The sequence below is a fragment of the Pseudarthrobacter naphthalenicus genome (genome assembly GCF_029076445.1).
GTDB classification, from domain to species: domain Bacteria; phylum Actinomycetota; class Actinomycetes; order Actinomycetales; family Micrococcaceae; genus Arthrobacter; species Arthrobacter naphthalenicus.
In genome coordinates, this window is the sequence record NZ_JARESG010000006.1 from 190,215 (window position 1) to 213,942 (window position 23,728).

The 23,728-nt window shown below is 66.7% G+C and carries 26 protein-coding genes and 1 pseudogene; 16 read left to right on the forward strand and 11 right to left on the reverse strand.

Annotation, left to right across the window (positions count from 1 at the left end; translation table 11 throughout):
- Window positions 1–100: 100 nt before the first annotated feature.
- The 5 genes from PY310_RS08430 to PY310_RS08450 all read right to left on the reverse strand — a co-directional run bounded on the left by PY310_RS08430 (window position 101) and on the right by PY310_RS08450 (window position 4,876).
- Window positions 101–379, reverse strand: a complete 279-nt coding sequence (locus PY310_RS08430) for an HPr family phosphocarrier protein (RefSeq protein ID WP_275213937.1) — start codon at window positions 377–379, stop codon at window positions 101–103.
- A 68-nt stretch (window positions 380–447) separates the two neighbouring features.
- Entirely contained in the window at window positions 448–2,526 is a 2,079-nt protein-coding gene (locus PY310_RS08435) for a PTS fructose transporter subunit IIABC (protein WP_275213938.1), read from the reverse strand.
- A 2-nt stretch (window positions 2,527–2,528) separates the two neighbouring features.
- The gene (locus PY310_RS08440; protein WP_275213939.1) at window positions 2,529–3,545 is read right to left on the reverse strand and encodes a 1-phosphofructokinase family hexose kinase; all 1,017 of its coding nucleotides are present in this window, start codon (window positions 3,543–3,545) and stop codon (window positions 2,529–2,531) included.
- Window positions 3,542–4,384 (reverse strand): DeoR/GlpR family DNA-binding transcription regulator, encoded by an 843-nt coding sequence (locus tag PY310_RS08445; RefSeq protein ID WP_275213940.1) that lies wholly within the window; start codon window positions 4,382–4,384, stop codon window positions 3,542–3,544. Before PY310_RS08445 ends, PY310_RS08440 begins: the two co-directional genes overlap by 4 nt.
- Window positions 4,385–4,618: 234 nt before the next feature.
- The gene (locus tag PY310_RS08450) at window positions 4,619–4,876 is read right to left on the reverse strand and encodes a DUF6458 family protein (protein ID WP_275213941.1); all 258 of its coding nucleotides are present in this window, start codon (window positions 4,874–4,876) and stop codon (window positions 4,619–4,621) included.
- A 208-nt stretch (window positions 4,877–5,084) separates the two neighbouring features.
- Here PY310_RS08450 and PY310_RS08455 point away from each other — a divergent pair, with 208 nt between their 5' ends.
- The 5 genes from PY310_RS08455 to PY310_RS08475 all read left to right on the forward strand — a co-directional run bounded on the left by PY310_RS08455 (window position 5,085) and on the right by PY310_RS08475 (window position 10,875).
- Window positions 5,085–5,702 carry an alpha/beta hydrolase gene (locus PY310_RS08455; RefSeq protein ID WP_275213942.1) on the forward strand — a complete coding sequence of 206 codons (618 nt, stop codon included), beginning with the start codon at window positions 5,085–5,087 and terminating at the stop codon, window positions 5,700–5,702.
- A 315-nt stretch (window positions 5,703–6,017) separates the two neighbouring features.
- On the forward strand, window positions 6,018–6,761 hold the full coding sequence (locus PY310_RS08460; RefSeq protein ID WP_275213943.1) for an HAD family hydrolase: 744 nt from the start codon (window positions 6,018–6,020) through the stop codon (window positions 6,759–6,761).
- Window positions 6,762–6,835: 74 nt separating this feature from the next.
- Window positions 6,836–9,178, forward strand: coding sequence for a glycoside hydrolase family 65 protein (locus PY310_RS08465; RefSeq protein WP_275213944.1), 2,343 nt, complete (start codon window positions 6,836–6,838; stop codon window positions 9,176–9,178).
- Window positions 9,179–9,323: 145 nt separating this feature from the next.
- A complete protein-coding gene (locus PY310_RS08470) occupies window positions 9,324–10,136 on the forward strand; it encodes a hypothetical protein (protein ID WP_275213945.1) in 813 nt (270 codons plus the stop codon).
- Window positions 10,126–10,875, forward strand: coding sequence for a LamB/YcsF family protein (locus PY310_RS08475; RefSeq protein WP_275213946.1), 750 nt, complete (start codon window positions 10,126–10,128; stop codon window positions 10,873–10,875). Before PY310_RS08470 ends, PY310_RS08475 begins: the two co-directional genes overlap by 11 nt.
- On the opposite strand, the gene PY310_RS08480 is transcribed toward PY310_RS08475, so the two are convergent.
- Window positions 10,872–12,221 carry a DUF445 domain-containing protein gene (locus PY310_RS08480; protein WP_275213947.1) on the reverse strand — a complete coding sequence of 450 codons (1,350 nt, stop codon included), beginning with the start codon at window positions 12,219–12,221 and terminating at the stop codon, window positions 10,872–10,874. The genes PY310_RS08475 and PY310_RS08480 overlap by 4 nt on opposite strands.
- 50 nt (window positions 12,222–12,271) lie before the next feature.
- Between PY310_RS08480 and PY310_RS08485 the strand changes: the two genes are divergently transcribed.
- The 5 genes from PY310_RS08485 (at window position 12,272) to PY310_RS08505 (ending at window position 15,227) form a co-directional block, all read left to right on the forward strand.
- On the forward strand, window positions 12,272–13,180 hold the full coding sequence (locus PY310_RS08485) for a glycerophosphodiester phosphodiesterase (RefSeq protein WP_275213948.1): 909 nt from the start codon (window positions 12,272–12,274) through the stop codon (window positions 13,178–13,180).
- Window positions 13,181–13,250: 70 nt separating this feature from the next.
- The gene (locus PY310_RS08490; RefSeq protein WP_275213949.1) at window positions 13,251–13,805 is read left to right on the forward strand and encodes a DoxX family protein; all 555 of its coding nucleotides are present in this window, start codon (window positions 13,251–13,253) and stop codon (window positions 13,803–13,805) included.
- On the forward strand, window positions 13,766–14,545 hold the full coding sequence (locus PY310_RS08495) for an AzlC family ABC transporter permease (RefSeq protein ID WP_275213950.1): 780 nt from the start codon (window positions 13,766–13,768) through the stop codon (window positions 14,543–14,545). The genes PY310_RS08490 and PY310_RS08495 overlap by 40 nt, the downstream gene beginning before the upstream one ends.
- Window positions 14,542–14,853 carry an AzlD domain-containing protein gene (locus PY310_RS08500; RefSeq protein ID WP_275213951.1) on the forward strand — a complete coding sequence of 104 codons (312 nt, stop codon included), beginning with the start codon at window positions 14,542–14,544 and terminating at the stop codon, window positions 14,851–14,853. The genes PY310_RS08495 and PY310_RS08500 overlap by 4 nt, the downstream gene beginning before the upstream one ends.
- Before the next feature lie 110 nt (window positions 14,854–14,963).
- Complete coding sequence (locus tag PY310_RS08505) at window positions 14,964–15,227, forward strand: hypothetical protein (RefSeq protein ID WP_275213952.1); 264 nt, start codon at window positions 14,964–14,966, stop codon at window positions 15,225–15,227.
- Window positions 15,228–15,607: 380 nt separating this feature from the next.
- On the opposite strand, the gene PY310_RS08510 is transcribed toward PY310_RS08505, so the two are convergent.
- Together PY310_RS08510 and PY310_RS08515 are read right to left on the reverse strand one after the other, a co-directional pair.
- A complete protein-coding gene (locus PY310_RS08510; protein WP_275213953.1) occupies window positions 15,608–15,826 on the reverse strand; it encodes a hypothetical protein in 219 nt (72 codons plus the stop codon).
- A gap of 171 nt (window positions 15,827–15,997) precedes the next feature.
- The gene (locus tag PY310_RS08515) at window positions 15,998–16,633 is read right to left on the reverse strand and encodes a TetR/AcrR family transcriptional regulator (protein WP_275213954.1); all 636 of its coding nucleotides are present in this window, start codon (window positions 16,631–16,633) and stop codon (window positions 15,998–16,000) included.
- A 120-nt stretch (window positions 16,634–16,753) separates the two neighbouring features.
- Between PY310_RS08515 and PY310_RS08520 the strand changes: the two genes are divergently transcribed.
- From PY310_RS08520 to PY310_RS08545, 6 genes are all read left to right on the forward strand, one after another.
- Complete coding sequence (locus PY310_RS08520) at window positions 16,754–17,077, forward strand: thiamine-binding protein (protein WP_275213955.1); 324 nt, start codon at window positions 16,754–16,756, stop codon at window positions 17,075–17,077.
- Between the two features lie 32 nt (window positions 17,078–17,109).
- Window positions 17,110–17,787 carry an O-methyltransferase gene (locus tag PY310_RS08525; protein WP_275213956.1) on the forward strand — a complete coding sequence of 226 codons (678 nt, stop codon included), beginning with the start codon at window positions 17,110–17,112 and terminating at the stop codon, window positions 17,785–17,787.
- 80 nt (window positions 17,788–17,867) lie between these two features.
- Window positions 17,868–18,347 (forward strand): Dps family protein, encoded by a 480-nt coding sequence (locus PY310_RS08530; RefSeq protein WP_275213957.1) that lies wholly within the window; start codon window positions 17,868–17,870, stop codon window positions 18,345–18,347.
- Between the two features lie 59 nt (window positions 18,348–18,406).
- Entirely contained in the window at window positions 18,407–19,444 is a 1,038-nt protein-coding gene (locus PY310_RS08535; protein WP_419095461.1) for a hypothetical protein, read from the forward strand.
- A complete protein-coding gene (locus PY310_RS08540; protein WP_275213958.1) occupies window positions 19,438–20,868 on the forward strand; it encodes a PIG-L family deacetylase in 1,431 nt (476 codons plus the stop codon). Before PY310_RS08535 ends, PY310_RS08540 begins: the two co-directional genes overlap by 7 nt.
- Window positions 20,861–21,616 carry a glycosyltransferase family 2 protein gene (locus tag PY310_RS08545; RefSeq protein ID WP_275213959.1) on the forward strand — a complete coding sequence of 252 codons (756 nt, stop codon included), beginning with the start codon at window positions 20,861–20,863 and terminating at the stop codon, window positions 21,614–21,616. The genes PY310_RS08540 and PY310_RS08545 overlap by 8 nt, the downstream gene beginning before the upstream one ends.
- A gap of 217 nt (window positions 21,617–21,833) precedes the next feature.
- Here the strand turns inward: PY310_RS08545 and PY310_RS08550 are convergent, their stop codons facing one another.
- The 3 genes and pseudogenes from PY310_RS08550 to PY310_RS08560 all read right to left on the reverse strand — a co-directional run.
- Window positions 21,834–22,937 (reverse strand): YihY/virulence factor BrkB family protein, encoded by a 1,104-nt coding sequence (locus tag PY310_RS08550; protein ID WP_275213960.1) that lies wholly within the window; start codon window positions 22,935–22,937, stop codon window positions 21,834–21,836.
- Window positions 22,938–23,031: 94 nt separating this feature from the next.
- Window positions 23,032–23,628: a DUF3618 domain-containing protein gene (locus PY310_RS08555; protein WP_275213961.1), complete on the reverse strand. Its 597-nt coding sequence runs from the start codon at window positions 23,626–23,628 to the stop codon at window positions 23,032–23,034.
- Window positions 23,625–23,728: pseudogene (locus PY310_RS08560) on the reverse strand (phage holin family protein); the annotation flags it as partial. The gene PY310_RS08555 and the pseudogene PY310_RS08560, both read right to left, overlap by 4 nt.

Consider the following 23,728-nt stretch of genomic DNA (forward strand, 5'->3'; position numbering starts at 1 on the left):
GGGCGGGGATTAAAGCGGGCGGCCGCCGTCGTAGTCTCCCCGCGCAGGAGAGACGTACGACGGCGGCCGCCCGGCTTTGGTGCCTCAGCGGGGGTAGGCGCTACTCGGCGTCGTGATCCGTTTCCAGGATCTGGACCAGACGCTCCAGGGCATCGTCCGCGCCGGTGCCTTCAGCGCGGAGCACCACAACGTCGCCGTGGGATGCACCCAGGCTCATCAGGGACAGGATGCTGGCCGCGTCCATGGCCTCATCGGCCGGCTCGCCTTCGCGGGCAATGGTGATGTCCAGGTCGAACTCGCCGGCTGCTTCGGCAAAGATGGCGGCAGGGCGGGCGTGCAGGCCCACGCGGCTGGCGACGGTTGCGGTACGTTCTGGCATTGTTGCTCCTTTTATCATTCGGCGCCTGTTCGTTCAGCGCCCGGAAAATCGTTGGTGGTACGGCCGGGTCAGACAGTTGCGGGAACGGTCTCCACGCTAGCAGTCGGCTCCGGCTGGCGGACGGCCCAGCGCTTGAGGGCGATGACCGCCAGCGCACTGACAATGGTTCCGGCCACGATGGAGATGACGAACATCGCCAGGTTGCCGATGGCGAAGAACACGAAGATTCCGCCGTGGGGGGCCTGTGAGGTGACGCCGGTGGCCATGCACAGGGCTCCCGTAAGGGCGCCGCCCACCATGCTGGCGGGGATGACCCGCAGGGGATCGGCGGCGGCGAACGGGATGGCGCCTTCGGAGATGAAGGAGGCACCCAGCAGCCAGGCTGCCTTGCCGTTTTCGCGCTCGGCGAGGCTGAAGAGCTTCTTGTCCAGCGTGGTGGCCAGGGCCATTGCCAGCGGCGGCACCATGCCGGCAGCCATCACGGTTGCCATGATCTGCCACGGGGCCTGGTTGGTGGCACTTCCGGCGCTCAGGCCGGCAACAGCGAACGCGTAGGCCACCTTGTTGACCGGGCCGCCGAGGTCGAAGCACATCATGAGTCCAAGGATGATGCCGAGGACCACAGCGGAGACGCCGGTCATGCCGGTGAGCCAGGAGTTCAGGGCGGTGGTGATGCCGGCAATGGGGCCGCCGAGGACCAGGAACATCAGGCCGGAGGCAAAGATGGAGGCCAGGAGCGGGATGATCACCACGGGCATCAGGCCGCGCAGCCAGCGGGGCACCTGCCAGGTTCCGATCAGGTGGGCCATGTAGCCGGCCAGCAGGCCGCCGACGATGCCGCCGAGGAAGCCGGCACCCATGAACCCGGAGACCGCACCGGCGACGAAACCTGGTGCAATGCCGGGCCGGTCGGCGATGGCGTAGGCGATGTAGCCTGCCAAGGCGGGGACCAGGAAGCCCATGGACAGGGCGCCGATCTTGAACAGGACGGCGCCGAGGTAGATCGCCAGGCCGCCTTCGGGGAGGTTGCCGAAGTTGTTCGCCACCACCACCTTGTCCGCGACGCTGGTGATGTTATAGCCGCCGAGCAGGAAGCCCAGAGCGATCAGGAGGCCGCCACCGGCCACAAACGGGATCATGTAGCTGACACCGGTGAGCAGTGCACGCTTCAGCTTCTGGCCGATGTGCTCGCCCTTTTCGGCTTCGGCCTGCTGGGCCTGCTCCTCCGCACCGAAGTGCGGCACCCGGCGGGCGTGCGGATCGGTTGCAGCGGCAAGCGCTTCCCGGACCATTTTGGCGGGCTCGTCGATGCCGCGCTTGACCGGGGCGTTGATGACGGGCTTGCCGGCAAAGCGCTCCTTGCCGCGAACGTCCACGTCCACTGCGAAGATCACGGCGTCCGCAGCGGCAATGACGGCGGGGTCCAGCGGCTTGGCGCCGGAGGAGCCCTGGGTTTCCACCTGCAGGTCCACGCCCATTTCCTGGGCTGCGGCTACCAGTGAGTCGGCGGCCATGTAGGTGTGGGCGATGCCCGTGGGGCATGCCGTGACGGCTACCAGGCGCCTGGGCCCTGATGCGGCGCTGTCGGCTGAGCCGGTCGAAGCCGCCGCAGCACCCGCGGCGGAGGCGCCGGAAGCAGTACCCGCAGCGGCAGGTACGGCCTCAGCGGGTGCCGTGGCCGCGTGGGCGGCCGGCTTGTCTGCCAGTGCGCCGTCCACGAGTTCCACAATTTCCGCCTCCGAGGAAGCGTTGCGGAGGGCAGCGGTGAAGTCCTTCTTGATCAGAGACCGGGCCAGCTTGGACAGCAGCTTAAGATGCTCCTGGTCCGCTCCGTCCGGGGCGGCGATGAAGAAGATCAGGTCGGCGGGGCCGTCCTTGGCGCCGAAGTCCACTTTGGGGTTCAGCCGGGCCATCGCAAGGGTGGGCTCCACGACGGCTGCCGAGCGGCAGTGCGGGATGGCAATGCCGCCGGGAATGCCGGTGGCGGTCTTCTGCTCACGGGCGAAGGCGTCGGCAAAGAGGCCTTCAACTTCTGATGCGCGGCCGGTGGCAGCAACTTTGCTGGCCAGGTGCCGGATCACATCCTCGGGCGAGGTGCCCAGGTTCTGGTCGAGCTCGACCAGTTCGGTGGTGATGAGCTGAGTCACTGTCAATCCTTTCGAAGGGCCGTGATGGTTACGGCATCCGGGGTGGTTTGGTGGACTGCCGGGACTGTGGAGCCCGGCAGGGAGGCGGCGGCGGCACCATGGGCCACCGCCTGACGGAGGCAATCGGCCGGGGCGGCGCCCAGGCCGTGGGCGAGCAGATAGCCAGCCAGCGATGAATCGCCCGCGCCGACAGTACTGACCGCGGCGACCGGCGGATGCGTGGCCAGCCACGCGCCGTCGGCCGTTACCAGCACAGCTCCCTTGGATCCGAGAGTTGCCAGTACAGCACCCACACCGGAACGCACGACGGCGGCGGCGGCCGCTGCGGCGGCCTCCGGGTCCGCTTCAAGTTCCTCTGCGGTGAACGCCGTGGCGTAGCCGGCTGCTGCAGCCAGTTCCGCCAGTTCCTCGGCGTTGGGTTTTAACAGGTCCGGTTTCCCGGAGATCGTGTCCCCCGAAGCGTCAGCGACGGCGGCGGCGAGCGGAGCGCCGGAGGAGTCGACGGCGATCAGCGGCGCGGCGCCATCGGCCGCCGGACCGGGGCCGGCGGCACCCTGACGCAGCCGCCGGGCCGCCGTGGCGTAAAAGTCTGCCGGGAAACCGGGGGGAAGGGAGCCGGCCAGGATGACCCAGCTGGCACCGCGGGCGCGCTCCAGCAGCAGGCCGATCAGGGCTTCCTGCTCGTCCGCGCTGAGCACGGGCCCGGGTTCGTTGATCTTGGTGGTCACGCCGCCGGGCTCGGTGAGGGCAACGTTGGTGCGCAGCGGCTCGTCGATGCCCAGGGCCGCAAACGGCACCTTGTCGTGGCGAAGCCCCGCGAGGACGGGATCACTGTCCGCGCCCGGGAGGACCGCGAGGGTCTCCACCCCGGAGGCGCACAACGCCCGCGAGACGTTGACGCCCTTGCCGCCCGATTCCTGGCTGACCGAAACCGCGCGCTGGACTTCGCCGCGTTCCAGAGGGCCGGGGAGGGCCACGGTGCGGTCCAGGCTGGGGTTGGCCGTGAAGGTGACAATCATGCGATCACCACGTCAACGCCGGCGTCCGTGAGGGCGGCTGTGAGCTCCGGGCCGGGCTCGCTGTCTGTAATCAAGGTGTCCAGATCTTTCAGGGAGGCGAACTGGACCAGGGTTTCCGTGTCCAGCTTGGAGGAATCGGCCAGCACCACGATGCGGCGCGCCGAATGGACGAAGGCTGCCTTGACGGCCGCTTCTTCAGGATCGGGGGTGCTGAGGCCAAAGCTTGCGTTGATGCCGTTGGTGCCGATGAACGCGATGTCCGGGCGCAGCCGTTGAGCGGCCTCCACGGTGGCCTGGCCAACGGCCGCCTGCGTGAGGCCGCGTACCCGGCCGCCCAGGATTTGGAGTGCGATTCCGGGTGCACTGGCCAGCCGGGCGGCAATGGGAACGGCGTGGGTAATAACGACGAGTTCGGGTACGGACGAGTTGCCGTGCGGCATTCCGGACGCCGCTCCCGAAGCTCCGTTGCCGGAGTTGCCGACGGCGGGGCGCCGGGAGAGGAGGTCCGCCAGCGCTTCGGTGGTGGAGCCGGCATCGAGCAGGAGGCTTCCGGACTTACCCTGCGGGATCAGGGCCAGGGCGGCCTGGGCGATGCGGAGCTTCTCGTCCGGCCGCTGGATTGACCGTTCGTTGATGCTTTCCTCCGACGTGCTGAAACGGTCCGCGGCCACAGCCCCGCCATGGACGCGGCGGACGGTGCCCGCTGTTTCGAGGGTGGCGAGGTCGCGGCGGATGGTTTCTGTAGTGATGCGGAAGCGTTCGGCCAGCACGGTCACGCTGACCCTGCCGGTGCCGGCCACAAGCTCGGCGATCTTCTGCTGGCGCTCCTCGGCGAACACATACCCTCCGTTGCGTAAAGTGCTGAAATTCCTGTGACTGGCATCACGTGATGTTGAATTACTTGACTTTATCTTTGTCTGTGTGGGTTTGTCAACGAAAACCAAAAAAACACAGAATTGCGGCGGTAGGCCGCGGAAACCAAAAGCCGGGCCGGACCACGGTGGTCCGGTCCGGCTTTTCGGGTTACCCGTTGACGTTTCCGTCCGGGCCTTGGTGGCGCTTTCGTCCGGGACTTACAGCCCGCCGTCGCGGCTTTCGTTGCGCGTGATGCGCTCGCCGGTGTTGGGGTCAACCACCGAGCGGGTTTCGCTGACCCTGCGGCTGCGTCCGGGGGAGGCCAGGATGAGCGAGGCGATCAGCCCGATCACGCCAACCGCCATCAGGATGTACCCAATCAAAACCTGGTCCACGAAAGGGATCAGGCCCGGAGCGACGGCCCAGGCCAGAATGGCGCCGAGGGCAATAAGGAAGATTGCGGAACCGATTCTCATGACTTGCTCCTTGTTGTTCGAGTACATGGTGGTGCCGAATTGATAAGCATGCTGTGCTCTCTCGCACACGCTACAGCGCGGCTCAGCCCGATTCAATGACCATGAGCCCGTGCCGTGACCGCACCCGGGCGGCATCGTGACTGTTCAGCGGCGTTCCTGGCAGTGTTTGATGAATCGCGCCGCTCCCTCGGATCGCTAGGCTGGTCCGATGGAGACAGTTGTTTGGTCCAAGCCGGAAGCCGAGCGGGAAGGTACGCCGCTGCTGGTGCTGATGCACGGCTACGGCACGGATGAGTCCCGCATGGTGCGCCTGTTCGACTATCTCCCGCCCGACTTCACGTGCGCGGCGCTCCGGGCCCCCATGGTGATCGGGGACCATTACGGCTGGTTCCTGCTGGACTATTTTCTGGCCAACGACTTTGCTGACGTCATCAGCGCCACCAACGCCGTCCACACCTGGATCGGCTCGGTCAGGGGCAAGCACAGCAGCGTGAGCCTGATGGGCTACTCCCAAGGCATGGCCATGGCCAGCACCCTGCTGCGCCTGCACCCCGGGAGCTATAAGGCGACAGTGGGGCTGTCTGGGTTTGTGCTGGACAATGAACTCCTCTCCCTCACCGACTCCTTTGAGTCCCCGCCGCCGTTCTTCTGGGGCCGGGACAAGGCAGACTTGGTGATCAACGAGGAAGCCACGGAGTACACGGCTCAATGGTTGGAAAAGAACACACGGCTGACCGCCCGGACGTATCCCGGCATGGGCCACGCGATGAGCAAGTCCGAGATGGTGGATGTCAGCGCCTTCCTCCGCCACTACGTCCTCGGCTGAGCTTCCCGGTCTCGCTGACGGGCAAATCCAGGCCGGTTCCGTCCGTGCCAGGTTGTCACGCCGCATTATCGCCTTCATCATGGAAGAAGACGATTTTTCAGCAGCCCACCGGCCCGCCATGGTTTACGCCATGCCCCTAGCCGCTGCTGCCGATCCAGCGGACACCGTGGCCCGCGATTTCCTCTCCGCTTTTGCGCACCGGCGCCCAGCTGCGGAGGCCAGCCCCGCATTTTCCTGCTTGTGTACCTGCTTGTTGATTTCTGCCTTCCTGAGCTACGCCCCTATGGCTGCCCGCCGTCTGAAAGGACATTGCGCATGACTGACGTTCTAGAAACCCGGAACTCCGCCTGGACCAGCGCTTCCGCGATCCTCTTCGACCTCGACGGCGTGCTGACGCCCACGGCCACGGTCCACGAACGGGCGTGGAAGGAACTTTTCGACGGCTACCTGGCGTCCCGTCCCGACGTGCCTGGCTACCGCGAGGAGGACTATTTCGACCATATCGACGGCAAGCCGCGGTTCGACGGCGTCCGGGACTTCCTGGCGTCCCGCGGGATCGTACTCCCGGAAGGGGAAGAACACTCCTCCACCGCGGAGTCCGCAGAGCCCACCGTGCAGGGACTGGGCAACCGCAAGAACCAGGTCTTCAATGACATCGTCAGCGCCGGCGTCGAGCCGTTTGAGGGGTCGGTGCGCTTCCTGGAAGCCGCAGTGGCCCGCGGACTGAAGGTCGCCGTCGTCTCCTCATCCCGGAACGCCCCGGCCGTCCTGAAGGCAGCAGGCCTGGACGGACACTTCGAAATCGTGGTTGACGGGGTGGTGGCCGCAGCCAAGGGCCTGCCCGGCAAACCAAGCCCCGCCACCTACACCTACGCGGCGCAGCTACTGGGCCTTCCCAGCGAAGAATGCGTGGTGGTTGAGGACGCGGTCTCCGGTGTCCAGGCCGGACACGCGGGCAGCTTCCACTCCGTGATCGGCGTCGACAGGGGCGCCGGCCGGCAGACACTGCTCGAAGCCGGAGCCACCAGCGTGGTCAACGACCTCCAGGAACTCCTCTAACCAGCCTCCGGCCGCACAGCCGGCCCGACGCAGACCTCCAAGACCCAGCACCACGCCAAAAGGATCGCAACACCATGGCTCTCATCACCGCTGACCGTGAACGGTTCCCCGACACCCCCTGGCAGCTTGTGGAAACACACCACGAACCGGGCAATGCGGGCACCCTGGAAACGCTCTTTGCCCTGGGCAACGGGCACCTTGGCATCCGCGGTGCCCACTGGGCCGCGTCGGATGCCGAGCTTCCGGGCAGCTTCATCAACGGCCTGCACGAAATCTGGGACATCAAGCATGCGGAGAACGCGTTCGGTTTCGCCCGGACCGGGCAGCGGATCATCTACATCCCGGACGCGAACAACTTCACGGTCATCATCGACGGCGAGACCCTCTCGCTCGCGGAGTCAGACGTGCTGGACTACCGCCGCGCAGTCGACTTCGCCACGGGCATCTACGAATGCCGCGTCACCTGGCACTGCCGCTCCGGCGCCACCGTGACCACCACCGAGCGCCGGGCGGTGGGCTTCGCCTCGCGCGGCAGCCTGGGCATTTCCTTGGAAGTCGCCTCGGACCGCGAGATTTCCGCCGACGTGACGTCATCGGTGATCAACCGCCAGGACCAGCCGGTGGAGGACCACTCCGCGCATGACCCGCGCCGCGCCGGCCGGCACGCGGGACGGGTCCTGCTTCCCGTCAGGACCGACGGCGGCGACGGCTCACTCCGGCTCTCATGGCAGGCCGCGGAATCCGGGCAGCGCGTGGGGATGGCAGTGGATCACTGGACGTCCACCGGCCAGCAGTGTTTTGAAACGGTGGCCGGCGAAGACGACAGCAGCGTCCGGTACGTCCTGGCGGTGCGTGCCGGGGAGCCGTTCCGGCTCGAGAAGAGCGTCAGCTACGCCGCCGGCCGGGGCGTCCAGGACTCGGAGCATGACGCCGCGGAAACCGCCGAAGCCGGGCTCCGGCCCGTGGAGGACATCTTCACCGAGAGCCGGGAGCACTACCGCGAGTACTGGGCCACGTCCGACATCGTGGTGGGCGGCCAGCCCCAGCTCCAGCAGGCCATCCGCTGGAATCTGTTCCAGCTGGCACAGGCGACTGCCCGGGCTGACGTCGCGGGCATCCCGGCGAAAGGCGTGACCGGCTCAGGCTACGAGGGACACTATTTCTGGGACCAGGAGGTCTACCTCCTGCCGTACCTCACCTACACCAATCCCGACGCCGCCCGCCAGGTTCTGGAATTCCGCCACGACATGCTGCCGGCAGCCAAGATCCGGGCCAAAGAACTCAGCGTGGACGGTGCCCTCTTCCCGTGGCGCACCATCAACGGCCTGGAAGCCAGCGCCTACTACGCCGCCGGCACGGCACAGTTCCATATCGCCGCGGCCATCGCGTTTGCCACCAGCCGCTACATGTGGGCCACCGGGGACGAAGCGTTCCGCGAAGGCATGGGCGCCGAGCTGCTAATCGAAACCGCGCGCATGTGGGCGTCGCTGGGCTTCTTCGGCAAGGACGGGCTCTTCCACATTCACGGCGTCACGGGCCCGGACGAATACACGGCGGTTGTCAACGACAACCTGTACACCAACGTTATGGCCCGCTTTAATCTGAGCGCCGCCGCGGCCGTGGAACACCCGGCCATCGATGACGCCGAACGCCAGCTCTGGGTGCAGGCTGCCAACCGCATGCAGCTGCCTTTCGATGAGGACCTGGAGGTCTACTCGCAGGATAACGACTTCATGACGCTGGAGCCCTGGGACTGGACCACACCCAGGTCAAAGTACCCGCTGCTGCTGCATTTCCACCCGTTGGTGATCTACCGGCACCAGGTGCTGAAGCAGGCGGACACCGTGCTGGCCATGTTCCTGCAGTGGCAGGACTTCACCGCGGAGGAAAAACGCCGCGCCTTCGATTTCTACGATCCCATCACCACCGGCGATTCCACCCTTTCAGCATGCGTGCAGGGGATCATGGCCGCTGAAGTGGGTCATCCCGAAGCGGCGTTGGACCACTTCACCAACGCGGCGTTCATCGACCTGGATGACACCCACGGCAACACCATCGACGGCGTGCACATTGCCTCCACCGGCGGCGTGTGGAGTTCGCTGGTGTGCGGTTTTGCCGGCCTTCGGGACCAGGGCCACATGCCGTTCTTCGATCCGCGGCTTCCGGCTGAATGGGATTCGCTGACCTTCCACCTGAAGGTCCGCGGCCGCCTGCTGCGGGTGGAGCTCGACGCCGGTGCCCTCACCCTCAGCGTCCGCAGCGGCGGCCCGCTGGATGTGGATGTCCGCGGCCGGATTCTCCGGGTCGGCCCGGAGCCGCTCCGCGTGGTGCTGGAACCTTTCGAGTGCCCCGAGCCCACGGTCTTCCCCGGCGGACCGCCCACGGCAAGTCTTCCCGTCGTCCACGCGCTCGGCTGACGCGCCCGGGCGTTGGCGCTTCTCCGCCCCCCTGGGCGGGGATTGGCCGGCAGGAACGCTACTTAGTGCAAAGCACCCTTAGTGTTAAGGGAGGACCGCAGCCAAACAGCCGGCGGCCAGACGTACTACAGAAGCAGAGGTGACCATGGCCAAGCGCAGCAATCCCGCAGTACGCATCGCCCAGGAGACCGCCCACAACGCGGTGTTCGACGCCGAGGGCAAGCCGAAACCCGGTGTCCACAACGTGCTCCTGAGGGCAGTCGAAATCCAGCGGCCATTGGTGCTTGCCTATGTCCGGCGGCTGCAGCGCAAACACCCCCGCGCCAGCGCCGCAAAACTCGCGGAAATCCTGGAGCGGGACTACCTGCGGGCCGTGACCGGCGGCGGCGCGATCGTCGGGGCAACTGCCGTTGTGCCCGGCGTCGGAACGGTGGCCTCGCTGGGGCTCTCGGCCGCGGCCACCGTCGGTTTCCTCGAGGCCACGGCGCTCTACGCCACCTCGCTGGCGGAACTGCACGGCATCCGCCTGACCAACCCGGACAAGGCCAGCACCATGGTGATGGCCATCATGCTGGGTGAGGAAGGGACCGCCCTGCTTGGAACGCTGAGCGGGCAGGCCATGGGAAAGGGCAACAGCCCCACCAAGGTATGGGGAAACGCGCTGTCCAAGTCCATGCCCACGGGTTTCGGTGCCATCCGGAGCAAGATCCAGAAGGCCTTCCTGAAGAACCTGCTCAAACGCCAGGGCTCAGCACTGATTGGCCGGGCATTGCCGTTCGGCATCGGCGCGGTGGTGGGCGGGGGCGGCAACCTCATCATGGGCCGGGCGGTGGCGGCGAACGCCAAGGAGGCGTTCGGCCCGATGCCCGATACGATTCCGGGAGAGCTCAAAGCCCCAGCGGCGGACAACGCCAGCATGGCCCACAACACCCTGGAGGGTACAAACCTTGGATCTTAACGCTGACCTCGGCGAATCGTTCGGCTCGTGGACCATGGGCGATGACGCCGCGATGTTCCCCCTGGTGACCAGCGCCAACGTGGCCTGCGGCTTTCACGCGGGGGACCCCGTGACGATGCTCGACAGCTGCCGCGCCGCCTTCGAGCTCGATGTGACCGTGGGTGCGCACGTGGGCTACCGGGACCTGGCCGGCTTTGGCCGCCGGTCCCTGGACATGTCCTTCGACGAGCTTTTCGGGGACGTGCTGTACCAGCTGGGCGCGCTCGACGGCGTGGCGCATGCCGTGGGTGCCTCCGTTGACTACGTCAAGCCGCACGGCGCGCTCTACAACCGTCTGGTGCACGATGAAGAGCAGGCATCAGCCGTGGTGGCAGCCATACAAGCGTACGACCCAGGGCTCCCCATCCTTGGCCTGCCCGGTTCGCAGCTCCTGGTCCAGGCCAGGGAAGCCGGACACCCGGTTTTTGTGGAGGCTTTTGTGGACCGGGCTTACCAGGCGGATGGCACGCTGGTGCCCCGCTCGCATGAGGGCGCCGTCCTGCATGAGGTCGGCCCCATCGTGGAGCGCGCAGTTCGGCTCGCAACCAAGGGGGAGGTCGTGGCCGTGGACGGAACCGTCGTCCAGGTCCGGCCGGATTCGCTGTGCATCCACGGCGATACCCCGGGTGCTGTAGAGATGGCCACCGCGGTCCGGGCCGGGCTCGAAGCCGCCGGTGTCGAGTTGGAGTCCTTCGCCTAGCCGAACACCAGGTGGGCCGCGCTGAAGATGGCCAGCCCGGCGAGGGAGCCCACCACCGTGCCGTTGATCCGGATGAACTGCAGGTCCTTGCCCACCTGGAGCTCGATCTTCTGTGAGGTTTCCTCGGCGTCCCACCGCGCCACGGTGTCCGTGATGACCCCGGCGATGTCCGAGCGGTAGGTGCGGACCAGGTAGCCGGCGGCGTCGCCGATCCAGGCGTTCACCTTGCCGGCCAGGTCGGGATCAACCACCAGGCGGGTGCCGAAATCGTGCACGGCGGCCTTGAACTTGACGGTCAGTTCGCTGTGCGGATCGTCTACGGCGCTGAGCAGCGCAGCCTTGATGGTGCCCCACGTGCGGGACGCCAGCTCCCGGACCTCGGGATCGCCCAGGACCTGCGCCTTAATGCCTTCGGCCCGGGCGATCATCACGGGGTCGTGCTGCAGGTCCTGCGCGAGCGACGTCAGGTAGGTGTCGATGGACTGCCGGACCTGGTGCTGCGGATCGGCCTGGACGGCCTTGGTGAACTTGAGGATTTCGACATACACCTTGTCGCCCACGAGCCCGTCCACGAACTGCGGGACCCACTGCGGGGACCGGTCAGACACCAGCCGGCTCACCGTTTTGTGGTTGTCCCGGACCCAGTCCACCGTCCGGTCCACGAGCAGGTCCACCAGGGTGTGGTGGTGTCCGTCAGCGAAGATCCGCTCAGCGAGGCGTCCCACCGGAGGCCCCCACGGCGGAGTGAGCAGATGCTTGCGGACCATCGACTCGATCACGGCCTGCACGTCGTCGTCGTTGAGTACCTTGAAGGCGCCGCGGATGACCGCGGCCCCTTCCTTGGCCACGCGCTCGGCGCCGCCGGGACCGGACAGCCACGCGCCGGCCTTCCGGGCTACGTCCACCGACGCGAGCTTCTCCTGGACCACCTGCTCGGACAGAAAATTGGTCTCAACAAACTCGCCCAGTGACGCCCCGATCTGGTCCTTGCGGCGCGGGATAATGGCGGTGTGCGGGATCTTGATGCCCATGGGGTACTTGAACAGTGCGGTCACGGCGAACCAGTCGGCCAGCGCGCCCACCATGCCGCCCTCAGCCGCGGCGCGGACATACTGCAGCCACGGGTACTCCTTCTGCAGCGCGAACGCGAAGACAAAAATGACGGCCATGCCAATGAGCAGGCCCAGCGCCACCAGCTTCATCTTCCGCAGCGCCGCCGCCTTTTCAGCGTCGCCGGCACTGAGGTGCTGACCGACGACGGCGGCCCCGTTCTTCGCCCTCAGCGGGTCCGCACGCGGGGGCCGGGATGGAGACTGACGGGTAGTTGGCTCAGAGTTCACCTGCATGAGCCCAGCCTAGTCGCGTACGTCAGGGCCTGTTCCGCTAGCGTGTCCTCATGACATTCGACGAGTCTGTTCCGGACCGGCCCCTGGTGTACGCCCACCGGGGCTCCAGTGCCGCCTTTGCCGAACACACCCGCGCTGCGTACCTCCAGGCCATTGCCGACGGCGCCGACGGGGTTGAGTGCGATATCCACCTCACACGCGATCAGCACGCGGTGCTGCTCCATGACGCCAACCTGGACCGCACCTCGGACGGGACCGGCCCGGTGGCGGACCGAACGCTGGCAGAGTTGCGGCTGTTGGACTTTTCGTCGTGGAAAGGCGTCCGGATTCCGGAAAAGTACGGCGCCCGCTCGGAGCAGCTGCTGACCCTGCCGGAACTCCTGGACATCCTCCGCGGCGCCGGCCGGCCCATCGGGCTGGCCATCGAACTCAAACACCCCAGTCCCTATCAGCTGAAGCTGGAGGACCGGGTGCTTGAGGTGCTCCACAATGAAGGCTGGGACCCCGCGACCTCCACCGTGGACAACATCAGTGTCTCGTTTATGAGCTTCAGCCCGGACTCGGTCAAGCATTTGCTGAAGAAGGTCACGGCCGCGCATATCTGCCAACTGGTGGACGACATCGACGTCGATGAAATCCGGGACGAACTGAGCCTGGGAACGCTGGCGGGCGCCGCCGTCGCCAACGTGATGAAGTCGGCCCAGCTTGAAGGCGAAAGAATTCTTGACGACTGCGAGGTAGGGCTCGCCGGCCCGGGGATCATGTACATCCGCGAGCACGCCCGGACCGTCCAGCGCTGGCTCGAATCCGGCCGCCGCTTCCGTGTCTGGACTGTGGACACGGAACGCGATGTGGCCCTGTGCCAGGGACTGGGCGTCCACGAGATCACCACCAACAAACCAGCCAGGGTGCTGGCCCAGCTCCGGTCGGGCAGCCAACAGGCCCCGCTGCCGTCCTGACCCGGGCCTCCGCCACCGGGCTGAATGGCGGCTTTTAGCAGCGGACGTTCCGCTGTGATTGAGTGGAGCCATGCCATTTCGCTGGTCCGGCCGGGCCGTCCAAACCATCTCCACAGGAGCACTGAGCGCACTGCTGCTGACCAGTGCCATGAAGCACTTCCGCGAACCGCGCTTCTTCGCGCAGGTTGTCCCGGACTACCTCTGCCGCGACGCTCCGGGCAATGACCCCGAGGCGCCCCGCCCTGGCCCCGGCAGCGCGGATCCAGGCGCGGACCCGGGCAGTGCGGGCCCAAGCAGTGCGGGTTCCACTGACGCACCGCACGACGGCGGCGGGCGGCCTTTGGCTGTTATGACCCGGCTGGAATGGATTGCGGTGAGCGGACTGCTGGAGGCGGGTGCCGCCGTCGTACTCCTGATCCCGGCCACGCGGCGGGCGGCGGCCACCGCCGTCAGCGGCATGTTCACGGTGTTCCTGGCCGGCCACGTGGCAGCCCTCCGCCGCGCCTATGGCCCCACGGGCACGCCCACGGAGCGCCGGGCGCATACCGCCAGGCTTCCCCTGCAGGTCCCGCTCATCCTGTGGGCATGGAGCCTGCGGGGCGTCCCGGCCCGGACGCGGCAGTGAAGCTTCTCGCCTCGCCTGCCGTTCGGGTGGGTCTGTCCATCAGCATCGCCACCGGTCTGTACGGCATTTCCTTCGGCGCCCTGTCCGTCACGTCCGGCCTGGATTTCTGGCAGACCATGGCGCTGAGTCTCCTGCTGTTCAGCGGAGGTTCCCAGTTCGCGTTCATCGGCGTGGTGGCGGGTGGCGGTTCCGGCATCGCGGCGATGAGTGCGGCCACCCTCCTTGGCATGCGCAACGGCATCTACGGCATGCAGTTGAATGCGCTCCTGCGTCCGGCAGGGTGGCGGCGGTACGTCGCAGCACAGGTCACCATTGACGAGTCAACGGCCACCAGCACGGGTCAGACCGATCCTGCCGAGCAGCGACGCGGGTTCTGGACCGCGGGCATTGGCATCTACGTGCTCTGGAACCTCTTCACCGCGATCGGTGCCTTCGCCGGCAGCGGCCTGGGAGACCCGAAGCAGTGGGGCCTTGACGGGGCAGCGGTGGCCGCCTTCCTCGCCCTGTTGTGGCCCCGGCTCAAGGGGTTCGAACCTGCGGCGATCGCGGTGGCCTGTGCACTGGCCACCGTCCTCGCCGTGCCGTTCGTTCCAGCCGGCGTACCCATCCTCGTTGCGGCGCTGGTGGCCGCGGTGATCGGCTGGTTCAGCCATGGCCGTAGCGATGAAGGCCTGGAACCGGATGTGGATCCCTACCAGGAGACCCATAGGCACGGCACCACGAGGGAGGCAGACGCATGAACCTCTGGTTCTGGCTGCTGCTGGCGTGCATCCTGGCCTATGCCTGGAAACTGATGGGCTACCTGGTCCCCGCAAAGCTCCTGGAAGACCCGCGGATGTCCCGGGTGGCCGGAACCATGACCATCGGCCTCCTTGCCTCCCTTACGGTGGTCAATACGGTGGCCTCCGGGCAGGCCCTGGCAGCTGATGCGCGGTTGGGAGCGCTCGCCGCCGCCGCCATTGCGCTGGCCTTCCGGGCGCCGTTCCTGCTGGTGGTGGTTGTGGGCGCTGCAGCCGCCGGCCTGCTGCGTTTAGTCGGATGGAACTGAGCGGTTTAACTGGCTGGAACTGAGCGCAAAACCTAGTGGTGCGGCGCACAATCGCTGTAGCATGATTCTGGCTATGCAGTTGGCCATGGATTCTCCCGAGAGCACCGACCATGGAAATAAAGCTGCATGTAGCCCGCACCAGACCAGGCAAACCCCGCCACCCCACTGCAGGCGGATGGCGCGCTGGCCTGCCGGTCAAGCGTTTCTTCACCCGGTTCAGGTCCATGGCCGACTTACCGCCGGAGGACCTTGACATCCTCTCGGAACACATAAGACTGGCCTTGGATGTCACTCAGGAGCCAGGCTTGGCCGCCTTGCATGCGGCGGTCCGGGCCGAGCTCAACAACAGGGAAGCGTCATCGTCCAACGACTGACCCCCGACGAGGTTCGGCTGTGACTCCAGGGTCGCGGCCGGAGAGGAGCCAGGTTATGAACGAACAGGCGCACCACCAACGACCGGAGGCCCAAGGCGCAGCCGATCACAAGGGTCTGGAACCGAAGTCACGGCCCATTTATGACACGAGCGCGTCAGAAGCCACGAGGGAAATGCGGGATACTTCCCGGCGCCGTCGTGACGCGGAGGAGAAGCTGCAGCAGCATCTGAGGGACGCCAAAGAGCATGTCCCGCATCAAAAGGGACCCGGAGGCGCCGGCGGCTGAACGCGATTCTCACGCGTAGCAGGCGGGCCTTCGGGTCCGAACAGTGGAGATTTACGGTTGGGTCCGGGTCAGTCGCGGACCTGGGCACAGTCGGCTAAGCGGACTGTTCATCCTCGGGAGGGGCGGTGCGGCGGGCGCTTTCTTCAACGGCCAGCTCGTACCAAACCTGCGCGCCAAGATCAGGGGCAGGTGTGTCGAGGTTCTGGTACAAAGCGTCCAGCAGATTCGCGAGCTCTTCCGCCGGCAACGTGGCAAGGACTTCTTCCGGTCCGCGCGGATCGTTGATGACCTGGGAAAGCTTCGAGTGATTCATGGCCGCCTCACGAGTTCCGGGGGAGTGCCAAGAGCGTGGTGCATTTTTCGTCTCCTCTGGTGGTTTCAGAGGCTGGCTGCGTAACCCAGTTCGAGTCTAAGGCAACTGCTCAGGACTCTCAATGCACTGTTCGCCCCGAAATTCGCGGCCCCAACGGCCCGGGTGGAACGGTCAGTGGAACTGCGGGCCTTGGAGCTGCGAAACGGGCAGCGGGACGAAGGCGGGCAGCGGACGCCCGGTCCGTTCGGTGCGGATGGCATCCTCGATGAGCGCCACGGGCCGGCGCCAGGCATCCGACCCCGGTTCCATGGTGTCCACCACCCCGATCAGCATGGCGAGCAGGCGGAACATGTCTGTCAGGGAAATGTCCGGGCGGAGCGTGCCCTGTCCCTGGCCGCGGACCAGAAGGACGCCAATGGATTCCATCAGCGACCCGGAAATCCCGGTAAGGAGTTCGCGGCGCCCCGCCACGGCACCGAGGAGGTTCGCGTCTGCGCTGGCAGCGGCCATGATCGCCTCGATGACCCGGAGCAGTCCCGCGGCGGCGTCCATGCCCGCCACGGCCTCCTCAATGACGGGGTCCACTGTCTCCCGGAGTTGCCGGTTGAGGGCCGCCAGGACAAGTTCTTCCTTATCGGCGAAGTTCCGGAACAGGGTGGCGGGCCCGACTCCGGCCGTCGCGGCGATGGTCTGGAGGGGGACGTCCGGGCCGTGCTCGCGGAAGCACTGGCGGGCGGCCAGGATGATCTTGTCCACGTTCCGGGCAGCGTCTGCGCGTAGTGGCTTGCGGACGACAGCAATGCTCATTCGTTCAGGTTAGCAACGCGGCAGGCCGCGAACGTGGTTACCGGAGGGTAGGCGGTTATGTGACGTTCACCGGTGCCGGCGGCTGGTTTGCCCTGTCGTGCCGCATGGCAGACTTGGCCTATGTTGCTTGCATTTTCTGTTGCCCCGTCCGGTACGCCCGCCGACGGAACCCGCCCCGGTGACGCGTCAGTCCATGACGCGGTCGCGGCTGCGGTGAAAATTGTCAGGGACTCGGGCCTGCCGCATCAGACCGACTCGATGTTCACCACCATCGAGGGCGAGTGGGACGAAGTGTTCGACGTCGTCAAGCGCGCCACCGAGGCCGTGGGGCAGTTCGGCAGCCGGGTTTCGCTGGTCATCAAGGCCGATATCCGCCCCGGTTACACCGGTGAGCTCAAAGCCAAGGTGGAACGCCTCGAAAAGGCCCTTTCGGACGGTTCCTAGACCCTTTCGTAGCCGCGTGCCAGACTGTGGCCATGTTTGAGCACAAGACCCGGCCGGACTGGGTGGCGGTCGAAGAATTCCTCACGGCAACGGTGGTTCACCCCGACGAGGCTTTGCAGCGGGCCGTCAGCTCCGCCGTCGAGGCCGGGATGCCTCCCATCGAGGTGACGCCCAACGCCGGCAAGTTCCTCAAGCTCCTGGTGCAGATCTCGGGCGCCCGGCGGGTGCTGGAGATCGGGACGCTGGCGGGCTTTAGCAGCATCTGGATGGCGCGGGGACTGCCCGACGGCGGCAAGCTGGTGACGTGCGAATACCTCCCGAAACACGCGGACATTGCCCTGGCCAACGTGGCAGCGGCCGGGCTCGGCCACAAGGTTGAGATCCGGGTGGGCGCAGCGCTGGACACCTTGGCGGCGCTGCACGCAGAGGGACACGAGCCCTTTGACTTTGTGTTCATTGACGCGGATAAGGAACACAACACCGACTACCTCGACTGGGCTGTGCGGCTGGGCCGCCCCGGAACGGTGGTGGTGCTGGACAACGCCGTGTGGGAGGGCGCGGTCCTTGACCCGTCCATCGACGAGGCCAACGCACCTGGGATCATCAACGCACTGCAGGTGATGGGAAACCACCCGCAGCTTGATGCCACCGTCATCCAGACTGTCGGCTCCAAAGGGTGGGACGGGTTCGCCCTGGCCCGGGTCCGGTGACCGGCATTTCCTAAGTATGCTTAGAATTACTGTCCGGCCGAAGTCCGGTCCGGAACGGACACTCGCCCTGGAGGAATTTGATGAAAGCGTCACCCACCCTCGCCGGTAACCTTCAGCTGGTCCTGACCGACCTCGTGGAGCTCCACGTGCAGGGCAAACAGGCTCACTGGAACGTTGTGGGCACCAACTTCCGGGACCTCCACCTGCAACTCGACGAGATCATCGCCAGTGCACGGCTTTTCGCCGACCAGGCGGCCGAACGCATGCGGGCTTTGCATGCCCTCCCTGACGGCCGCAGCAAGACCGTAGCAGCCGGCACCCGGCTGGAGGAACTTCCCGGCGGGCTGATATCAACCAAGGACGCGGTCAAGCTGATGGCGGCCAGGTTGGAACGGACGGTCAAGACCATGCGGGATGTCCACGACGAGGTGGATGAAGAGGATCCCACCAGCGCGGACCTGCTTCATGCAGCCATCGAGCGGCTGGAACAGCTGGCGTGGATGGTCAACGCAGAAACCATGGCCCCCTCAGCGGCGGTCACCGAACCGGCGGAGAAGTAGTCCTGGGCGGCCACGCTCGGGAAGCGAACGCGGAGCGCAGCCTTCCCCGGCCTGTCCGGCTGGTCTCAGCCGAATCCGAGCTCGCCCAATACAATGGCCTGCTCGACGCCGTCTCTTCCGCGGCCGGGGATGCCCCGGCGCTGCTGGCCCTTGCGCGGGAGGCGGGGACCAGCTGGCCGAAGCCCGGGCAGGGCCAGACTGGCCTGCTGTGGGAGTTGCTGGCCTCGGTCGCCAGCGTTGACGTGGGCGCCGGCCGCATCTTCGAGCCGCACCTGGATGCGCAGGCCATCCTGGCCCAGTCCGGCCGGCCGATGGACGAACGCGGCGGTGCGTGGGGGGTTTTTGCGGCCGAAGGTCCGGGAACCCGCCTGGAAGCACAGGCCGACGGCGACGGCATCCTGCTGAGCGGTGCCAAGCCGTGGTGCTCGCTGGCCCCGCTACTGGACCGTGCCGTCATTACGGCCCATACCGAAACGGGGGCCCGGGCCGCCTTCGCCGTGGACCTGCGGCACCACGGCGTGACCTGCGAGGTGCCCGGGTGGGTGGCGCGCGGCCTGCGGGAAATTCCCAGCGGCACAGTCCACTTCAGCCGGGTGCCGGCTGTTCCCGTGGGCGGGGATGACTGGTACTTCAGCCGTCCCGGCTTTGCGTGGGGCGGCATGGGGGTCGCCGCCTGCTGGCTCGGCGGAGCCGTGGCCGTGGCCAGGGACTACCGTGAATCCTTGCATGCCGCGGCCGGGAACGGACGGGAACCTGACCAGATCGCCCTCGCTGCCCTGGGGGAGGCGGACCGGACCCTGACCTCCACCCTCCAGTACCTGGGACGCACGGCTGAGTGGATCGACGGCGGGGGAGGCGCCCGGGAGGCAGGACGCAGTGCGTGGAGCGAAGCGTTGCGGGTGCGCGGGACGGTAGCCGCCGTCGTCGAGCGTGTACTCTCGCTGGTCAGCACCAACCGCGGGCCGGGACCCCTGGCCTTCGACGAGCCCTATGCCAAGCGCATGGCCGACCTGGCGCTGTATGTGCGCCAGCACCACGGCATGCGGGACGATGCCCAGCTGGGAAGACTGACGCTTGGCGGGGATCAGCCGTGGTGACGTTCACGCATTCGGACCGGGGCACGGACGAACAGGACTGGGCTGCGAGCGGGCTGCCGGCATTGGCGGAGTTGCCCCTCGGGCCGCAGGAGCTGGGTGCCATGAGTTTTGTGGTGCTCGCGGCCCATCCGGATGACGAAACCCTCGGCGCGGGCGGGCTCTTGTCGCTGCTGCATTCCCTGGGCGCCGATGTGGACGTGCTGCTCTGCACCGCCGGCGAGGGCTCGCACCCCGACTCCACCACCGTGACCCCTGAGCAGCTTGCCGCCACGAGGATTGAGGAATTCGGCGCCGCGATGGAGGTCCTGGGGCTGGCCGCGCACTGGCGGTTCCTGGGGCTGCCGGATGGCGGCCTGAAGGAACGGACAGCGGGGATCGCCGCGCAGCTGAGGGAAACCATCAGCCGGCGGCCTGGTCAGGACGCGCCGTCGAGGACGCCGCAGCAGCTGGTGATCGTGGCTCCGTACCGTGCTGACGGCCATCCCGACCATGAGGCCGCCGGCCTCGCTGCCGCGCAGGTTGCGCTGGAAGACGGACACGCCCTGCTGGAATATCCCATCTGGTACTGGTTGTGGGCCTCCCCGGAAGACTCGGTCTGGCGCTCGTGGGCGCGGCTTCCCCTCGCCGCTGAACAGCAGGCAAGCAAGGCAGCCGCCATGGGTGCCCACGGCAGCCAGACGCGTCCCTTGTCTGCCCTGGCGGGCGACGAGGCGCTGCTTGGAGAGGGCTTCCTGAAACACTTCGAACGGCCTTTTGAAACCTTTGCCTGGCACCGTGCAGCCCCGGCAAAGACTGCGGGTAGCGAATCCGGCGGTGTCGTTGCGCCGCACACGAGCGTGGATGCGCAGCGGATCTTTGATGCGGTGCACGCGAATTCCTGGGATCCGTGGCACTACACCACCAGCTGGTATGAGCGCCGCAAGCGCAGCCTGACCCTCGCCGCCTTGCCCCGGGAAGGGTATGAGTCGGGCCTGGAAATTGGCTGTTCCATCGGAACCCTGACCGAGGAGCTGGCCGGCAGGTGTGCCAGGCTCGTGGCTGTTGACGCCAGCAGCACCGCCCTGAAACTCGCCGCCGAGCGTCTTGCACCCTTTCCCGGCGTCACCACCCGTCAGCTCACCCTGCCCGGTGAGTGGCCCGAGGGCAGCTTCGACCTGGTGGTGGTCTCCGAAGTGGGCTACTACCTTGCGCCGTCGGAACTGGATCAGGTGCTGGGACGGATCAAATCGTCCATGGCCCCGGGTGGCACGCTGCTGCTGTGCCATTGGCGGCACCCGATCTCAGGGTGGGAGCTCGACGGCGATTCGGTGCACGCGGCTGCCCGGAGCGCCCTGCGCTGGGGGACGGCAGCGCTGTACCAGGAACGGGATTTTGTGCTCGAGACTTTCGTTGCTCCCGGCGATTCCGGTTCGACCGATGGCTGATGTGGGGCGAATAACGCAGGTGGCCGTGGTCATTCCGGTCCACAACGAGGAGCAGCTCCTCCCGCGGGCCCTCGCTGCGGTGCTCTCAGCGTCCGACGCCCTGCGGGTGAACCGGCCGGACACCGCTGTCTCCGTCCTTGTGGCGCTGGATAGCTGCACCGACGGTTCCGCGGCAGTCGCGGCAGACCTGGCTGCGGAAGACAGCCGCATCAGTCTCTTGCAGATTACGTTCCGCAATGTGGGGGGAAGCCGGCGGGCCGGCAACCGCGCCGCCCTGCTGGCAAGCACCCGGCAGGGCCTGCCCTATGCGTCGCCGCAGCTCTGGCTGGCCAACACGGACGCCGATTCCTGTGTCCCGCAGGGCTGGCTGCTGCGCCAGCTGGAGCTGGCCGACGGCGGTGCGGATGCCGTGCTGGGCACCGTGGAACCGGACCCGGAAGGCACCGAAAGCGAACTCCTGAGGCGCTGGCATGCCCGGCACCACCTGGGCGAGAACCATGCGCACGTGCACGGCGCGAATTTGGGCGTGCGGGCCTCCGCCTATGTGATGGCCGGCGGGTTTCCGCGTCTTCGCTCGCACGAGGACCGGGCATTGGTGGAGCGGCTCCGCCAGCATGGTGCCGCGGTGTGGTCCACGGACACCCTCCGGGTACGGACCTCAGGACGGACCGATGCCCGCGCACCCCAGGGATTCGCGGCCTATCTGCGCTCTCTCACCCAGGAGCCCGCGCCGGCCATGGAAGTCTGACCCGGCGATGGAAGGCTGACCCGAGTTCGACACGGGACACAAATAAAGCCTTGGGGGGCCGACGACGACTGGGGGGACTGGCCTCGGTCTCAGAAGAGGCCACCTCGCCGCCGACCCCGCTTCACCCCGGACTGCCGGCCTCTGATTGCTGGTCACTGACCGCCCGGGAAACCCACAGGATCTACAAAACAATTTTCTCCCATCCCGGGGGTCCTGCCTAGTCCCGTTCCCGCGCCGGACTTTGCGCATCCTGTCCGTTCTCGGCGTTGTGCTTCTCGCGCAGTTCACGGCCGAGCCGGACGTCTTCCTCTTCCTGTTTCTGCAGCTTGTCGCTTCTCTTGGTATCCCGCGGCGGCAGCTGGATGGTCTCCTCAGCCTCGATCCCGGCCTGTAGCTGCCTTCCCCGCTCCGTCTCGGCGTCGAACTCGGCTCCGAACAGCAGGGACATGTTCAGGATCCAGAGCCACAGCAGGGCGACGATCACACCGCCGATTGCGCCGTAGGTCTTGTTATAGCTGTTCGAGTAGGAGACGTAGAAACCGAAGGCCAGCGAAGCCAGCAGAAACACCACCAGCGCAATGGCGGAGCCCATGCTCATCCAACGGAACTTCGGCTGCTTTACGTTGGGGGTGGCGTAGTAGAGAATGGCGATCGCCACAATGATCAGGACGAGCATCACCGGCCATTTGACGATGTTCCAGACGGTCAGGAAGGCGCCCCCGAGCCCGATCAGGTTCCCCACGGATTCTGCCACCGGGCCGCTTAGCACGAGCATCGCCGCAATCACGACGACGATCAGCAGGTTCACGACGGTGACGCCCAGCATGGTGCCGCGCAGTTTCACGAACGGCCGGCCTTCATCGATCTCGTAGACCCTGTTCATCGCCCGGCCAAATGCCCCGACGTAGCCGGAGGCGGACCAGACGGCGGTGAGGAGGCCCAGGATAAAGGTCAGGCCGGCGGCGGAGGAGCTGGCGAGGTCCTGGACCACCGGGCGGATTGTGTCGACGGTCTGGCCGGGGGCGACACCCTGGACGATGTCGAGCAGGGCGGACGTGGTCTTTTGCGGATCCCCGAAGATCCCGAGGAGGGATACCAGCGCCAACAGGGCGGGGAAGATCGACAGCACTGAGTAGTACGTAAGTGCCGCTGCGAGGTCGGGGCATTGGTCCTTCGAGAATTCCCGCAGGGTCTTTTTGGCGATGTATTTCCAGGACGGTTTGGTGACATCGGTGGGGCTGCCGGGCTTCCGGGCATCGTCAGGTGCCGGGGCCTGGCCCGCCTTGGCGGTGCTGGTTTCGGATGAATCATGAGCCGCCATGAGGTGTCCTCTCAGGTTGTTAATGACCAGGCCGGCCCTCCCGGAACGGGGGGACCGGCCTGACTGTGATGCTGCATGGGGGTATCTGTACCGGTCACGTGTTTTGGACGGTGTCCTTGGCGTCGGCGGCGCGGTCTTTGACGTCGGCTGCGGCGAGTTGGCTTTCGGCTTTGACGTTCTGGGTGGCGTCGGTGGCGGTGGCCTTGACGTTTTCCATGGCTTCGCGGGCTGGTTCCTTGAGGCCTTGGGCCATGTCTTTGGCGGCCTCGGTCAGCTCGGTGGTCATGGGCTCGGCGGCGGTCTTCAGGGCGTCGGCAGCTTCGCGTTCCTTCTCGCTGGCGGGGATCAGGGAGGAGAGCAGCATCCCGGCGCCGAACGCGATCAGGCCGGCGGCCAGGGGGTTGCCCTGGGTTTTGGCTTTGACCTGGTGCGGGGCGTCGCCGATGGCTTCGCCGGCGTCGTGGAGCGCGTTCCCGGCCTGGTCGGTGCTGGCATGGGCGCGGGTGGTGAGGTCGTCGGTGGTTCCCATGACTTTCTCCTTCACTCCGAACACGGCGTCACGGACTTTGTCGGTTTGGCGGTGGACGATGTTGGACGGGGTGACTTTGTCCGCGACGGCGTCCACGTTGGTGCCCAGGCGGGCGCGGGTTGCTTCTATGTCTGAACGGATTGCGTCCGGGTTCTCGCTCATCGTTTTACCTCACCGGGTTTCAGGGTTGGGGGGATTTCTGAGAGGGTCTGGCTGGTTTGGGGCAGGCCCTTGACCGCTTTGAGTTCCTTGCGGCCCACGG

What these genes read in the sequence shown, in the direction of transcription:
- PY310_RS08430 (WP_275213937.1), bottom strand. Translation starts at nt 379, where the DNA reads ATGCCAGAACGTACCGCAACCGTCGCCAGCCGCGTGGGCCTGCACGCC.
- PY310_RS08440 (WP_275213939.1), bottom strand. Translation starts at nt 3,545, where the DNA reads ATGATTGTCACCTTCACGGCCAACCCCAGCCTGGACCGCACCGTGGCC.
- PY310_RS08450 (WP_275213941.1), bottom strand. Translation starts at nt 4,876, where the DNA reads ATGAGAATCGGTTCCGCAATCTTCCTTATTGCCCTCGGCGCCATTCTG.
- PY310_RS08455 (WP_275213942.1), top strand. Translation starts at nt 5,085, where the DNA reads ATGGAGACAGTTGTTTGGTCCAAGCCGGAAGCCGAGCGGGAAGGTACG.
- PY310_RS08460 (WP_275213943.1), top strand. Translation starts at nt 6,018, where the DNA reads ATGACTGACGTTCTAGAAACCCGGAACTCCGCCTGGACCAGCGCTTCC.
- PY310_RS08465 (WP_275213944.1), top strand. Translation starts at nt 6,836, where the DNA reads ATGGCTCTCATCACCGCTGACCGTGAACGGTTCCCCGACACCCCCTGG.
- PY310_RS08470 (WP_275213945.1), top strand. Translation starts at nt 9,324, where the DNA reads ATGGCCAAGCGCAGCAATCCCGCAGTACGCATCGCCCAGGAGACCGCC.
- PY310_RS08480 (WP_275213947.1), bottom strand. Translation starts at nt 12,221, where the DNA reads ATGCAGGTGAACTCTGAGCCAACTACCCGTCAGTCTCCATCCCGGCCC.
- PY310_RS08485 (WP_275213948.1), top strand. Translation starts at nt 12,272, where the DNA reads ATGACATTCGACGAGTCTGTTCCGGACCGGCCCCTGGTGTACGCCCAC.
- PY310_RS08490 (WP_275213949.1), top strand. Translation starts at nt 13,251, where the DNA reads ATGCCATTTCGCTGGTCCGGCCGGGCCGTCCAAACCATCTCCACAGGA.
- PY310_RS08495 (WP_275213950.1), top strand. Translation starts at nt 13,766, where the DNA reads ATGGAGCCTGCGGGGCGTCCCGGCCCGGACGCGGCAGTGAAGCTTCTC.
- PY310_RS08500 (WP_275213951.1), top strand. Translation starts at nt 14,542, where the DNA reads ATGAACCTCTGGTTCTGGCTGCTGCTGGCGTGCATCCTGGCCTATGCC.
- PY310_RS08505 (WP_275213952.1), top strand. Translation starts at nt 14,964, where the DNA reads ATGGAAATAAAGCTGCATGTAGCCCGCACCAGACCAGGCAAACCCCGC.
- PY310_RS08510 (WP_275213953.1), bottom strand. Translation starts at nt 15,826, where the DNA reads ATGAATCACTCGAAGCTTTCCCAGGTCATCAACGATCCGCGCGGACCG.
- PY310_RS08515 (WP_275213954.1), bottom strand. Translation starts at nt 16,633, where the DNA reads ATGAGCATTGCTGTCGTCCGCAAGCCACTACGCGCAGACGCTGCCCGG.
- PY310_RS08520 (WP_275213955.1), top strand. Translation starts at nt 16,754, where the DNA reads ATGTTGCTTGCATTTTCTGTTGCCCCGTCCGGTACGCCCGCCGACGGA.
- PY310_RS08525 (WP_275213956.1), top strand. Translation starts at nt 17,110, where the DNA reads ATGTTTGAGCACAAGACCCGGCCGGACTGGGTGGCGGTCGAAGAATTC.
- PY310_RS08530 (WP_275213957.1), top strand. Translation starts at nt 17,868, where the DNA reads ATGAAAGCGTCACCCACCCTCGCCGGTAACCTTCAGCTGGTCCTGACC.
- PY310_RS08545 (WP_275213959.1), top strand. Translation starts at nt 20,861, where the DNA reads ATGGCTGATGTGGGGCGAATAACGCAGGTGGCCGTGGTCATTCCGGTC.
- PY310_RS08550 (WP_275213960.1), bottom strand. Translation starts at nt 22,937, where the DNA reads ATGGCGGCTCATGATTCATCCGAAACCAGCACCGCCAAGGCGGGCCAG.
- PY310_RS08555 (WP_275213961.1), bottom strand. Translation starts at nt 23,628, where the DNA reads ATGAGCGAGAACCCGGACGCAATCCGTTCAGACATAGAAGCAACCCGC.